This is a genomic window from Halorientalis persicus (genome assembly GCF_900110215.1).
Taxonomy (GTDB): domain Archaea; phylum Halobacteriota; class Halobacteria; order Halobacteriales; family Haloarculaceae; genus Halorientalis; species Halorientalis persica.
The window spans coordinates 1-12,481 of sequence record NZ_FOCX01000021.1 but is presented as its reverse complement, the minus strand read 5'-3'; the positions used below and the strand labels follow the sequence as shown (position 1 = coordinate 12,481).

Below are 12,481 nucleotides of genomic sequence, written 5' to 3'. Positions count from 1 at the left end.
CCGCGATGGGTAAAAGGGTTCAGAAATCCGTCGCCCGCACCCGGACGTCCAGTCTCACGGTCGAACCGCGAACGCCTCGGGATTGTACCGCAACGCGTCCGCCACGGCCCGCCAGTCGCCGCGGTCCCGGAGCGCGTACCGGGCCAGCGCGGGGTTGCGGATCAGTTCGAGTTCGGCCAGTCGCAAGCGGTCGGGCGCGTACAGATCCGTCCAGTCGAGTCGGCGCATTCGCTCCTCGCGATCGCTCTCGGCTTCGAACGTGAGCCGGCCGCTCTCGACGTCGATGGCTCCGTACTGGTAGCGCGTCCACGTAAGATACTCGTCGAACGGCACCGTCTCGGTCGGCTCACCCTCCCGCCGATACTGGGCGCGAAAGCGCTGGTGTGGCTCCTCGCCGCCCCAGAGGTGCCCCCTGGCGAGCAGTTTCACCCGCCCGTCGCTCTCGACGGCGAGGTGGTAGTCGATCCGCGCCCGCTCGTACCCCCGCGTTCGGAACTCCTCGGCCACCGACGGCCCCTGCAACACGAGTTTGTCGGTCCGCTCGAACGGCCGCCCCGTCTCCAGCGCCCGCTGGTAGACCGACGTACACGACCGGTCCGTGGCCGCGTCCCCGGCCCACTGCTCGGAGTCCGTCTCGTGCGGATCGACCCAGGGCATACGTCCGACTACGAGTCGGCAACATTTGTCGGTTTCGGCGCGGGGCGGTCGGCACCGCAGTTCGATACGGCAGGCGGTGGGTTCTTTCCGGGTCCCAGCGTAGGTACGGCCGTGCTGACGTTGCGTTTCGAGGACGGGACGATTCGGCTGTCCGGCGACGTACCGGCGGGATTGCCCGGCGTCGAGCGCGACCACCGTTCCCGGACCGGGCGCGCCCCGGCCGTCCGGTACCACGAGATCCGGCGCGCGCTCGACGAGCGTGGTGTCGCCGTCGAGGATCGCGTCCTCGACCGCCAGTCGCTCGATCTCCAGTCCGCCTACGAACTCCGCGAGTACCAGCGGACGGCGCTCGACGCCTGGCTGGACACGGACGACACTGGAAATAGCGCCGCAGAGAGCCAGCCTGCGCCCCGCGGCGTCCTCGAACTCCCCACCGGGAGCGGGAAGACGGTCATCGGGATCGCAGCCATCGAGCGGCTCGGCGTGCCGACGCTCGTGGTGGTGCCGACCATCGACTTGCTCGAACAGTGGCGCGAGGAACTACAGCGGGAGTTCCACGTGCCGGTCGGACAGTTCGGTGGCGGGAAGCAGGTCGCCGAGGCCCTCACGGTTTCGACCTACGACTCTGCGTACCTCCGGGCCGACGACGTGGGCGATCAGTTCGGCCTGCTCCTCTGCGACGAGGTCCACCACCTCGGCGGCGAGGGGTACCGCGACATCGGCCGGCTGTTCGCCGCGCCCGCTCGCCTCGGGTTGACCGCCACCTTCGAGCGCCCCGACGGCGCACACGAGGTGATCGAAGACCTCGTGGGCCCGGTGGTCTATCGGCTCGACGCCGACGACCTCGCGGGCGACCACCTCGCCGAGTACGACCTGAAGCGGATCGAAGTCGCGCTCACTCCCGAGGAACGCGAGGCGTACGAGCGCCACCAGGGCACCTTCACCGACTACCTCGCCCAGTCGACCATCGAACTCCGGAGCGGAAGCGACTACCAGGAACTCGTCAAGCGCTCCGGGAGCGACCCCAGAGCGCGGGAGGCCTTGCTCGCCAAACAGCGCGCCCGCGAGATCATGATGAACGCCGACCGGAAGGTCGGTGAACTCGCGAGCATCCTCGACCGGCACCGCGAGGATCGCGTGATCGTCTTCACCGCCCACACCGATCTCGTCTATCGCCTCTCCGAGCGGTTCCTGATGCCCGCGATCACGGGCGAGACGAGCGCCGACGAGCGCCGCGAGATCCTCTCGCGGTTCCGGGCGGGGACCTACTCGACGATCGTGACGGCGAACGTCCTCAACGAGGGCATCGACGTGCCCGACGCCAACGTCGCGGTCGTCCTCTCGGGCAGCGGAAGCGAACGGGAGTTCACCCAGCGACTCGGGCGCATCCTCCGCCCGAAAGGCGGAGACAACGGCGACGGGGACAGCAACGGGGACGGAACTGCGAGTCCGGGCCGAGCGCTCCTCTACGAGATCGTCAGCGAGGAGACGGCCGAGGAACGGGTTGCGCGTCGTCGTCGTTAGGCACCGACCGACCGTTCTTCGAGATCGAAGTCCAGATTCGATCCCTCCCAGAACTCGTCGTACGGCACGTCGAGGGTGATCTCGGTCGGTGCGGTCTCGTTCGCGCCGAGGACGAGATCGGTCGATCCTGCGACCGTCCGGTTACCGATCTGCCGGGAGACGGACACCCGGACACCCCGTCGCTGGTCGGCTTTGTTCCAGACCTCCATGTCGATGACGGTGGTGTTGTCGCCGGCGCGGGTCTCCCAGTCGGGGACGGCAAAGCGGTTCGGCTCCGGCGTCGGGACCGACTGGTCGCCGTCGCCGGTGTCGACCTCGCCGGAAGGGGGCTGGAGCGTCGGCCGCGGCGTGTTCATACAGCCCGCGGTGAGGGCGACGACCACCACGAACGCACACAGGACCTGTCGGCGATGCATACAGGTCGGTCGACAGTGACGAGGCATGAATCTTCTCTCTCACTGTGGGGCTTTTTGTCGCTCGCTCGCCACTCCCGAACCGTGCTGACGAAGGACCTGCTCCGCGTGTCCCGGGCCGGCGGCGGCTACCAGCCCCGCTTCGCCGACCCCGACGACGAGGCGCTGGCGGCCCGCGTGATCGGCGTCTACCAGGGCCACGTCGGTCAGTCCCGGACGGTCCTGCAGGACGCGCTCACCGACCTCGAACGCGAGGCCGACGACTTCAAACTCGTCCGGGGGTTCGCCAAACTCCTCGAACGGGAGGCGGTCTTCGAGACCCGCGCACCGGTCGAACCACGTCGCGCCCGCGAGGCCGCGTTCGAGGCCGCTGCCGAGATCGGCGTCGTCACCAGCGAGGAACGCGAGCAGGCACTCGCGACCGCGGCCGACCGGCTGGACTGCGATCCCGCCGCGGTCGACCGCGCCCTGTACGCCGACCGCGAGTGCGAGCAGGTACTCGCCGACCCGAACGTCCGCTGGGAGCCCGCCGACCTCGTGGCCCAGTACAACCTCTCGTTGGCCCAGACCGCCCTCTTCGACGCCACCGAGGTCCGGGTGCGGTCCTCGGACCCTAAGAGCGTCGTCTCGGCGGTCAAGCGCCTCCGCCTGATGTACGAGATTCGCCGGACCGACGGGGGCCGCGAGATAGTCGTGACGGGCCCGGACGCCCTCTTTCGCGCGACTCGCCGCTACGGCACCCGCTTCGCCCGCCTGCTCCGGACGGTCACGGGTACCGCCGAGTGGACCCTCACCGCGACCGTCGACGACCGCGGGACCGAGCGCGAGATGACCCTGACCGACGCGGACGTGTCGGTCCCCGACACAGAGCCCGTGACCGAGATGACCTTCGACAGCGGCGTCGAAGCGGACTTCGCCACTCGCTTCCAGTCGCTGGATCTGGACTGGGAACTGCGCCGGGAACCCGAACCGCTCGCGGCCGGAGCCCACGTCGTCGTCCCCGATTTCGCCTTCGACTACCGGCACGCGGACTTTCGAGTCTTCTTCGAGATCATGGGCTTCTGGACGCCCGAGTACGTCGAGAAGAAACTCGACCGGCTGGCCGAGCTGGAGGACGTGGAGATGCTCGTCGCCGTCGACGAGAGCCTCGGGGTGGGCGAGGCGATCGAAGCCCGCGATCACCGCGCGATCCCCTACTCCGGGACCGTCCGGCTCAAGGACGTCAGGGACGCGCTCCGGCGCTACGAGGACGAGTTGGCCGCCGACGCCGCTGCGGACCTCCCCGACGAACTCACTCCCGACGACGACGCGATCACCCTCGACGAACTGGCCGACCGCCACGGTGTCAGCGGATCTGCCCTCGAAGGCAAATCGTTCCCCACCCACGAGCTGGTCGGGCGAACCCTCGTCCGGCCCGCCGTACTGGAGGTGCTGGCCGACGAGATCGAGACCGGGATGGCACTCTCCGAGGCCGAGGCGGTACTCGACGAGTACGGGCTCGATGACGCCAGCGCGGTCCTCTCGCGGCTCGGGTACCGGGTGGAGTGGGAGGGGCTGGGTGGCGGCACGGTGAGAGAGAAGTAGCGAAGCGGTTTTGTCGCGCTCGGCGGATGGACCGGTATGCAGGACCTCACGGCACACCACGTCGGCCTGACGGTGTCGGATCTGGATCGGGCCGTCGAGTTCTACCGGGACACGCTCGGGCTCGACGTACTATCGGAGTTCTCGGTCGGCGGGGAAGAATTCGCCACCGGCGTCGGCATCGCGGGCGCGTCCGCGAACTTCGCCCACCTCGACGCCGACGGCGCGCGCGTCGAACTCGTCGAGTACGAGTCGGCGAGCGACAGGCACCCGGAAGGCCGGCTGAACAAGCCCGGCGTGACCCACCTCGGGCTGGAAGTCGACGACCTCGACGGGTTCTACGCCGACCTGCCCGACGACGTGCCCACGATCAGCGAACCCCAGACCACCGAGAGCGGGACGCGAATCTGCTTTTTGCGCGATCCGGACGGACATCTGGTGGAAGTGCTGGAACTGTAGGCGCTGGCGAACGATCACTCGGTCGAACGGACCACAAAACACGTACCACCCCGGGAGAGAGGTGACGGTATGCAGCGCCGCGCAGTGGTGGGGGTCCTCGTCGTTTTGGGGATCGTCGCCGTCGGTGGGGGGATCGCCGCCGTCGTGTTTCCCGCGCTATCCGGTGGCCCACCGAGCGTGTCGACGGTGACGGACCCGAACCCAGACGGTGAAGTCGGTGGTCTCTACAGCGGGACCAAAACCGATCCGGAGAGCGGCGTGCGAATCGGCGGCGGCGCAGGCGGTCTGCCGATCCTCCTCTGGAACGACGGGACGACGAGGCGGACACTACAGGTGGGACTCGTGCATCAGGAGAGTGGCGAAACGCTCGTCGACAGGCAGGTCACGCTCCCGCCCGACGGGACGTATCTGGTCCGGATTCTCCACCCGGACCGGTATACGCTGACGGTCGGTACCGAGTCCAGCGAACAGACGGAAACGCTGCGCGTGACCCACACGGATTTCCGCTGTAGCGACCAGCGAACGACGATCCGGGTCCGGGAGAACGGGACGGTGATGTCGAGGACGCAATGGGAGGAGGTCGCCTGCGACTGAAGGAACGAGACGGCGTCACACCGGTCAGTCTTCGAGCGTCCCCGGACTGACGGGCACGTCGGCCAGTTCCACCCCGTCGGGCAGACCGTCGGCATCTTCCGGGACATAGCCGGCCGGGAACGCGTCGACGGTATCGGGCACGACGAAGCCCCACGTCGCGTTCCGGGCCGCTTCCGCGTCGAAGACGAGCAGGGGGCGAATCCGGTCGTAGGTGACGGCACCGTCCCGCGTCGGCGCGACGAAGGACTCGTCGGCCGCGGTGTCGGGGTCGTTGCCACGGTCCGGGGCGATCACGGCGTCGAAGCCGTGGTCGTCGATCACGGTCGCCAGTCGGTCGTCACCAGCGATCACCAGATCGAGCCCCCAGCGGTCGACCCAGCGGGCGACGAAGGCGTCGGGGGCGACGGAGTCAGCGAGAACGACCGGCGGGAGCGGACGGTCTCGGTCGGCGGCCACCGCCCGGACCAGATAGAGCGCGAGCGTCGAGTCCCGATCACCGGTCCAGATCACGGCCGGCGCGTCGTACGCGTCGAGCGTCTTCCCCACCACGTCACTGGCGCGCTCGAACTTCGCGGCCAGCGTCGGGTAGTCCGCGGGGGTCTCGCCCGCGCCGTCCGTGTAGTCGACTCCGGAGTGGTCCGGAACGCCGTCGGTCATTGCCGGTGGCTGGGAGAGCGATCGCCGTAGGTGTTCCGGACGCAGGGACGATCAGGGAGCCGTCCCCGTCAATCCTCGCAAACGCCATCGCCGTGGCCGTTGTCGGCCGTTTGCGTGCCCTTATGCGTGGCCTCGGGAACGTTCGATATGAAACAGCATACGCACGCGAGCGGCGGGCGGATGCGCGCCCGTGCCTGGACCATCGCCGCACAGTTCTACGACCCCGCGGATTACGGCATCCCCGACCTTCCGGAGTGGGTCGAGGGCCGGGACGCCGAGGGCCGACTGGTCTTCGCCGATCCCGAGACTGGCGAGGCGTTCATCCGGGCCGAGAACCCCACGAAAGTGCGGCGGTAGGGTGGTTGGGTGGTCGGTGGGGCTGTGGAGTCCAGCATCCGGCGCGTCTGTGGCGCGCCGGTTCACTCCGCGCGACCAGGGCGGGACAGAAGGTCCCGCTGGCAGCCGGCGCTACGCGCCGGCGAAGGGAGCGCGGAGGGAGTTTTTGTACTAAATTTTTGCGAGAGGGGTTCGCCGAAGGCGAATCCCCTCGAAGTAAAAATTTAGGGTCCTACATATAACCGAGATCGCGCAGGCGCTCCATCAGGTCCTCTTTGTCCTGGGCGCGGCCGGCGCGCTCGGTCGTGTTCTCCATGTCCTGCAGCCAGGCGGGCTCCTCGGCGGACTTGTCGGTGCTCACTTCGCTACCCAGCGATCGGAAGCCAGCGAAGTACTTGGGCGAGACCGGAAGGTCGTCCTTCGTGAGGTCGCCGGGGATGTCGTCCTGGCCCTGGGGAACGTGGCCGTCGTCGGGGTACTCGTCGACGGTGTCCGGGACGACGAAGTGCCAGTAGGCGTTCCACACGTCGGGTTCGGCGAACTGCAGGATCGTCTGGATGCGGTCGTGGGGCGGGTAGATGTCGGGGTCGTGCCGGGCCGAGAAGAACGTCTCGTCGGCGCGGGCCTCCTGTTCGTCCCAGCGGACGCCGGAGAGGATGCCGTCCACGTCGTACTCCTCGATGGTGTCGTTGAGCGCCACCGTCTTGAGCAGGTGGTTGCCGACGTAGGTGTCCAGCAGGAACGGGAAGGTGTCCTCCTCGTACTCCAGGATGTTCCGGATGTGGTGTTGGTTGTGCTCGCTGAGTTCGTCGACCGGGATGTCGTCGCCGGGGGTCAGGTCGTTCTCGTCGACGTACTCGCCCACGTCCTCGTTGCGGGCGTAGATGAGTTCCAGACCCCACTCGTCGGCCCACTTCTCGACGAAGTCGAACAGTTCGTCGAAGTGCTGGTAGTGGTCGATGAAGACCGCCGGGGGGACTTCGAGGTCGTACTTCTCGGCGACCTCCTTGATGAAATAGAGGGTGAGCGTCGAGTCTTTCCCACCGGTCCACATCACGACGGGATTCTCGTACTGTTCGAGACCCTCGCGAGTGACCTCGATGGCCTTCTCGATCTTGTCCTCGATGGTCGGGTAGTCCGACGGGTCTTCACCTTCACCGTCCGTGTAGTCGACGTCCAGGTAGTCTGGGAATTCCGCCATGGTGTAATGAGATATAATTACTGCCCGGTAAGTGTTTTTCGGGATTTCGTTCGTGTGGGTTAGCCTACCATATCCCCCCGGTCGGGCGACGGCGAGTGGTCGCGGGCCCCTGAATTATAAAGGGGGCCGCCGTAGGCGAGGCCATGAGCGAGTTGCAAGCGGACCTGCGAGCGGCGTTCGAAGACGAGGGGTACGACGTTGACGACGTGACGGTCAACCGCGATCAGGTACGGATCGTCCTGCTGGCCGAAGGCGAGAGCGCGAGCGACCTCGAAGCGATCACGTACGGCGTCGTCGACGAGGACGACGTGCTCACGATGAACGTGACTACCGAACAAGTCGACGGGCAGGGAATGAGTACCGTCGTCACCTTCCGTCACCGGGGCTGATGCCACACGGGACGACGCGGTGGAAGGGACAGCGACAGTCCCACTCACGGTTCGATTGAACAGCAGGTATTTTACGATGGTTTCCTGACGTGTTCGTATGAAGCGATCACTGTTGGTACTGGTAGTTGCCGGAGCGATGTTGGTGGCAGGCTGTTCGGGGCTCACTGGCTCCGAGACGCCGACGGCCACGGGCGAGAATGGAACAGCAGACAGTGCGGCGGCATCGGTCGACGTGTCGGCGACGCTCGACGACGAGGCTGTCGCCGAGATCGGGTACGCCGTCACAGTCGACGCAGTGAACGAGGGTGACACGGCCGAGAACCACACGGTCGGTCTCAGCGTCGACGGTGAGCAGGTCGCCTCGGAGACGGTTCGCGTCGGAGCGAACGCCGAGCGGAGTGTCACCCTCCGTCACGTGTTCTCCGAGCCCGGCGAGTACACGGTCGAAGCCGCCGGCGAGTCCAGGACGGTGACGGCCATCGAGAACCCAGTACCGGCGGCCCGCGAGCGGATGCAGGGCGTCGATACCATCGTGACCGAAGAGCGTCAGTCGATGAATCTCACGCTCCAGGGCCAGCAGAACGGCCGGATGACCATGCGCGGCGAGGGGACCGGGCGGTACGATATGGTTCACAATCGGTCCCACACCACCATGGAGAACGACATCGAGTTCGGCGGATTCAGCTTCGTCCAGCAGGTCGACACGTGGTACGCGAACGGGACCGAGTACGAACGGTCGAAAAACGAGAACGAGATCGAGTACGAGTACGAGACCGAGGAGACGACGTTCGACGACGTCTCACCGCCGATCGACATCCCGGTCGAACTGACGAACCGGTCGCGGGCGACGGTGACCGACGACACCGTCATCGTCAGCGGGGACCTCGATACGCTGCTGGGACTGGCCAGCCTCTTTGCCAACTCCAGTAGTGGCCCTGCCGAGGACGACCTCGACAAGATCGATTCGATGCGCTTCGAGGTCGGTGTCGACAGGGAGACGGAGACCATCTCCTACGTCGAGATGGACGTGCAGATCGACGGCCTCGAAGTCGGCAGTTCGACCGGGAGTGGCAACGTCACGATGCACGCCGAATTCGTCGAGTTCGACACGCCGGTCGACACGGCGATCCCTGAGAGCGTCCGCGAGGCCGCGTCGAGAACCGCGCGGACCACCGGTTCGAGCGGGACGGAAACCGCGGCGCTCAGCGGACAGTCGTAGCGAGAAACAGGCGGAGCCGCGATTCAGCTGATGAACTTGTTAAGCGACACAGCCTGTGCATCTTTACACATGAATTTATCCGTCTGTAGCCCCTTGTTTGAACTACGATGGCCGACCGCAAGGCGGTGCGAATCAACGTTCTACCGGAGCGAAAAGAGGAATGGGAAGAGTTAGCCGAGAAGGAAAATCGGAATCTGTCAGACACTATCAGGAAGGCGATGGCCGAATACAAGGCCACAGTAGAAAGTTCAGGGGGAGAAACCGCAGGTCTACCGGAGTCGGTGGAAGAAGAGATATACGAAACGGGAGACACCGTAGAACTCCTTCACAACCAGATAGAGGTGATGAATCAGCGGTTTGAGCGTATCGAGGAGGAAATGAGCGCCAACCGCGAGGTCCGGGCAGTGGCAAATGAGGTCTTCGAGATTCTCCCGGGGAAAGGGAACGTCGGGAATCCCTCTGAATTAGCAGACGGCAGTGTGGCTTTTCTCGGCACCATCGAGTGGATAGCAGACACACTCAATGAGACGGGAGAGATGGTTGAACAGGCCACTGACCAACTGGTGGCAGACCACCGACGCGTCCACGAAGTTGTACCGGACGACGAGGAACCGCGGTACTACAAGGAGTCTCGATAATGCGAGAGCAAGATATTGACCAGTTCGTGCGGCAGGCGCGTGTCAAAAAGGGACCACGAAAAGGAGAACGGCTGGCGGAAAACAGCAGGCAACTCTACCAGAGACACGTCCGAACCTATTTCGAGTGGCTACAAGAGAACGGTTTCGAGGATTGGTACGACGTGAAGCCGAGAGACATAGGCTCATATCTCACCTATCGGTTGGAAGAAAATGGGAGTAGCTCGGCGGACGTGACCAATCATGCACAGGCACTCAAGCGGTTTTACGAGTGGTTGGGGCAGGACTACGCACGAGATAAGGTCAACCCGGCGGCTCGGCACCTCGAAGTAACGAGTTACGGGTCAACCGAGACGCTCCGGAAGAAGAAGGGATACGAGAAAGGAATCTCGGACGAGGAATACCAGCAACTGCTCGACAACGTAGGCAGTCGCCATAGGGAGCGAGACAAACTTATTATCCGATTCTTGGGAGAGATGGGCCTTCGACGTGCGGAGGTATCGAAGCTCAAGGTTGACTCCGTTCGGCTTGACGAAGGACGGAAAGGGCGGCTGTATGTCCCTGACGTGAAGTCCTCGGAGCGCCACATCCCTCTCCCTGTAGGCATGAAAAAAGACGTGCGGCGCTGGAAGGATGGTGGTCAACGAGAAGCCTACCAGTATGCCTCCCAATCCGACCGACTCTTCCTGTCCGAACGGTCAGAATCGCTTTCCGGGGAAGGAATCAACAAGGTGGTGAAAAAAGCCGCTGAAAACGCAGGAATCCAAGAAAGCTACCAAGACGCCAACGGACACGAGCGCAAGACCGTAACGGCACACCAGCTTCGCCACTACTTCGGACAGAAAATGTTCGACGAGGATGAAATGAGCCTGAAGGCCCTCTCCGAATACATGGGTCACTCGTCGGTTGATATTACCGCTGACCGGTACGGAGACATGAACAAAGACCAAGTGTTCGATATGCTGGACAAGCAGTTTCAGTGACCTCCATGCCCATTGCCCACCGCGTAGACGCGACCTGCCCGGACTGCGCCGACGATAGCGACGTATGGATGTTTAAGAAGGAAGAGCCGACCATCACAAAGGAACACTATACCTGCGAGTCCTGCGGGTGCGAGTGGACGGAGAGAAGACAAGACTAACTCACCCCCGTCACTCTTTCGCGGTATGCAACGGTTCTCCGAGGGCGACCGCGTTCGCGTGGACATACCCGACGAGACTGACCCCGACCACGAGCGCTACCACGGAGTTCGCGGGACGGTCGTTGCCGTACTCGAAGACGAAGCTGGTCGGGCTACTGGTGACGAGCGGGATTCGCTTCTCTTTCGTGTGGAACTCGAAGACGGTGAAGTAGTGGACTTCCGCTGGCGTGACCTTCGACCGCCATAGTCCAACCAGCGAAAGAGGTTCACGTCTTGCGGCTGATAGTACCGGGTATGAGCAACGAACAGGACAAGTCCCCCGAAATCAACCTGCCCGAGGACGAAGACGAAGTTGCCGAAATCGCAGGTGCGGAGACGGAAGAAGAGAAGGCGCTGGCCGTCGCGCAAGCAAAATTGATAGGAGACTTACCTGACGAATAGCTGTTATAGGCCTATTCCGGAATCTCGTATCGACTGAACTCGGTTCCCCCACAGTCCGGACACTCCTCGGTCCCCGGCGACACGTTCGTCCCACAGTTGCGACACTCGACTACTACTTTGGACCCACCACCGGGCAGTAACCGAGTGACGACTGTGCGGACACCCATCGTCCTCTTTGCTTCGGGTGACTGCGAGTTAACGGTGGCGGACAAGTCATTCACCGGAAATCCGGTGTACGAGGAAACTTATGAAGTAGCGGGTAGTGATTATCAGATGGAATAATCAGCTGGCAACACTTATTGAATAGCCGGAAAGCCATCGACACATGGCAGGACAGTGCTACTTCTGTCAAGGAGAAGTTGTTCATGCTGATAGAGGCGGAAATGGACTTAACTGCCCTAAATGTGGACTTTGGGCGCATATTCCATGTTTGGAAGGAACCAGTTATTGGGAAGAAACGAGTGGAGGGCTATTGAGTAGTGGGAGTGTGAAAACTCAATGCCCAAACTGTGGCAATATAGAAAAGCTGTAGACTAATACTGCCACCCCATCTTTTGCGGAAAGGGAACGGCGTACTGCCGAAACCTTACGTTCAAGGACGCCAAACCAACGAATGGAAGGAACACTGTCACACGCTCCTTCCATCCCCTTGGCATGAACACGGACGAATCGTCTCTCGGTCGCTGTCCTGACTGTGGCGAGTCTATATCCGAACCGTGGGTTCTCGTAGAATACCAGAAGGACGACGGCACAGAGGGCGTGTGGGCCGAATGTCCGGAATGCGAAGAGGTAGTCGCGCCGGAGTGACGTAGGCGACGTATCAGTCAGTCTGTGCGTGTTCGACCTGTTCAGCGGCTTCTATGCACTCTTCAAACTGAAGCGCACTCCGGATGTGGAAGTTCTTCTGTTCGAGACTATCCGCTTCAAGGGCTTCCTTGAGATGGTCTTCCGCCTGTTCTTTGAGGGGAGGGCGGTCGTTCATCACCGGCAGATACAGGTCTTCAGATATGTGGGCTTTTCCATCTTCTTGAGATTGTCTGACGGCCTGTCTGGACAGCAGAGTGAAGTGTTTTCCCTCGTGTATCCCGTGCAAGACACTACTGATGGAAATTCCCGACCAACTTCGTTGTCTGTTCTCTGCCACTGTCGAAGAGCGGGGCGGCTCCTTCGTTGTCGAAGTCCCCGAGCAAGAGATTCAACTTGGCGACCTTCAGGACGGGGAAACGTACCGTGT

17 protein-coding genes and 1 pseudogene are annotated in these 12,481 nt (G+C 63.5%); 13 read left to right on the top strand and 5 right to left on the bottom strand.

The annotated features are described in order from the left end of the window. Positions 1-54 precede the first annotated feature (54 nt). A complete protein-coding gene (locus BMX17_RS27050; RefSeq protein WP_092662692.1) occupies positions 55-657 on the bottom strand; it encodes a hypothetical protein in 603 nt (200 codons plus the stop codon). Between the two features lie 111 nt (positions 658-768). On the opposite strand from BMX17_RS27050, the gene BMX17_RS27045 reads away from it, so the two are divergent. Continuing rightward, positions 769-2,181 carry a DEAD/DEAH box helicase family protein gene (locus tag BMX17_RS27045; RefSeq protein ID WP_092662690.1) on the top strand — a complete coding sequence of 471 codons (1,413 nt, stop codon included), beginning with the start codon at positions 769-771 and terminating at the stop codon, positions 2,179-2,181. On the opposite strand, the gene BMX17_RS18040 is transcribed toward BMX17_RS27045, so the two are convergent. Next, positions 2,178-2,597 carry a hypothetical protein gene (locus tag BMX17_RS18040; protein ID WP_092662687.1) on the bottom strand — a complete coding sequence of 140 codons (420 nt, stop codon included), beginning with the start codon at positions 2,595-2,597 and terminating at the stop codon, positions 2,178-2,180. The two genes, BMX17_RS27045 and BMX17_RS18040, sit on opposite strands and share 4 nt — an antisense overlap. Before the next feature lie 81 nt (positions 2,598-2,678). Between BMX17_RS18040 and BMX17_RS18035 the strand changes: the two genes are divergently transcribed. The 3 genes from BMX17_RS18035 (at position 2,679) to BMX17_RS18025 (ending at position 5,228) form a co-directional block, all read left to right on the top strand. Further along, entirely contained in the window at positions 2,679-4,178 is a 1,500-nt protein-coding gene (locus BMX17_RS18035) for a DUF790 family protein (RefSeq protein WP_092662685.1), read from the top strand. A gap of 36 nt (positions 4,179-4,214) precedes the next feature. Further along, positions 4,215-4,634 carry a VOC family protein gene (locus BMX17_RS18030; RefSeq protein WP_092662683.1) on the top strand — a complete coding sequence of 140 codons (420 nt, stop codon included), beginning with the start codon at positions 4,215-4,217 and terminating at the stop codon, positions 4,632-4,634. Between the two features lie 69 nt (positions 4,635-4,703). Further along, positions 4,704-5,228, top strand: a complete 525-nt coding sequence (locus BMX17_RS18025; RefSeq protein ID WP_092662681.1) for an Ig-like domain-containing protein — start codon at positions 4,704-4,706, stop codon at positions 5,226-5,228. A gap of 24 nt (positions 5,229-5,252) precedes the next feature. On the opposite strand, the gene BMX17_RS18020 is transcribed toward BMX17_RS18025, so the two are convergent. Beyond that, entirely contained in the window at positions 5,253-5,885 is a 633-nt protein-coding gene (locus tag BMX17_RS18020) for an adenine nucleotide alpha hydrolase family protein (protein WP_092662679.1), read from the bottom strand. Positions 5,886-6,032: 147 nt separating this feature from the next. Between BMX17_RS18020 and BMX17_RS18015 the strand changes: the two genes are divergently transcribed. Beyond that, positions 6,033-6,242 (top strand): hypothetical protein, encoded by a 210-nt coding sequence (locus tag BMX17_RS18015; protein ID WP_139203576.1) that lies wholly within the window; start codon positions 6,033-6,035, stop codon positions 6,240-6,242. A gap of 211 nt (positions 6,243-6,453) precedes the next feature. On the opposite strand, the gene BMX17_RS18010 is transcribed toward BMX17_RS18015, so the two are convergent. Next, complete coding sequence (locus tag BMX17_RS18010; protein ID WP_092662675.1) at positions 6,454-7,422, bottom strand: phosphoadenosine phosphosulfate reductase family protein; 969 nt, start codon at positions 7,420-7,422, stop codon at positions 6,454-6,456. A 143-nt stretch (positions 7,423-7,565) separates the two neighbouring features. Here BMX17_RS18010 and BMX17_RS18005 point away from each other — a divergent pair, with 143 nt between their 5' ends. The 7 genes from BMX17_RS18005 (at position 7,566) to BMX17_RS27040 (ending at position 12,054) form a co-directional block, all read left to right on the top strand. Beyond that, positions 7,566-7,811: a hypothetical protein gene (locus BMX17_RS18005; RefSeq protein ID WP_092662673.1), complete on the top strand. Its 246-nt coding sequence runs from the start codon at positions 7,566-7,568 to the stop codon at positions 7,809-7,811. A gap of 97 nt (positions 7,812-7,908) precedes the next feature. Then, positions 7,909-9,030, top strand: a complete 1,122-nt coding sequence (locus BMX17_RS18000) for a hypothetical protein (protein WP_139203575.1) — start codon at positions 7,909-7,911, stop codon at positions 9,028-9,030. A 107-nt stretch (positions 9,031-9,137) separates the two neighbouring features. Then, positions 9,138-9,668 (top strand): hypothetical protein, encoded by a 531-nt coding sequence (locus BMX17_RS17995; RefSeq protein ID WP_092662669.1) that lies wholly within the window; start codon positions 9,138-9,140, stop codon positions 9,666-9,668. Then, entirely contained in the window at positions 9,668-10,648 is a 981-nt protein-coding gene (locus BMX17_RS17990) for a tyrosine-type recombinase/integrase (RefSeq protein ID WP_092662667.1), read from the top strand. The genes BMX17_RS17995 and BMX17_RS17990 overlap by 1 nt, the downstream gene beginning before the upstream one ends. 183 nt (positions 10,649-10,831) lie before the next feature. Further along, positions 10,832-11,053 carry a DUF8139 family protein gene (locus BMX17_RS17985; protein WP_092662665.1) on the top strand — a complete coding sequence of 74 codons (222 nt, stop codon included), beginning with the start codon at positions 10,832-10,834 and terminating at the stop codon, positions 11,051-11,053. 47 nt (positions 11,054-11,100) lie between these two features. Beyond that, positions 11,101-11,247 (top strand): hypothetical protein, encoded by a 147-nt coding sequence (locus BMX17_RS26325; RefSeq protein WP_170845468.1) that lies wholly within the window; start codon positions 11,101-11,103, stop codon positions 11,245-11,247. Positions 11,248-11,901: 654 nt separating this feature from the next. Continuing rightward, entirely contained in the window at positions 11,902-12,054 is a 153-nt protein-coding gene (locus tag BMX17_RS27040) for a phage terminase large subunit family protein (protein ID WP_244515052.1), read from the top strand. Between the two features lie 13 nt (positions 12,055-12,067). On the opposite strand, the gene BMX17_RS25305 is transcribed toward BMX17_RS27040, so the two are convergent. Next, positions 12,068-12,340, bottom strand: coding sequence for a hypothetical protein (locus tag BMX17_RS25305; protein WP_139203574.1), 273 nt, complete (start codon positions 12,338-12,340; stop codon positions 12,068-12,070). Positions 12,341-12,350: 10 nt separating this feature from the next. Here BMX17_RS25305 and BMX17_RS27035 point away from each other — a divergent pair. Further along, positions 12,351-12,481: pseudogene (locus tag BMX17_RS27035) on the top strand (TRAM domain-containing protein); the annotation flags it as partial.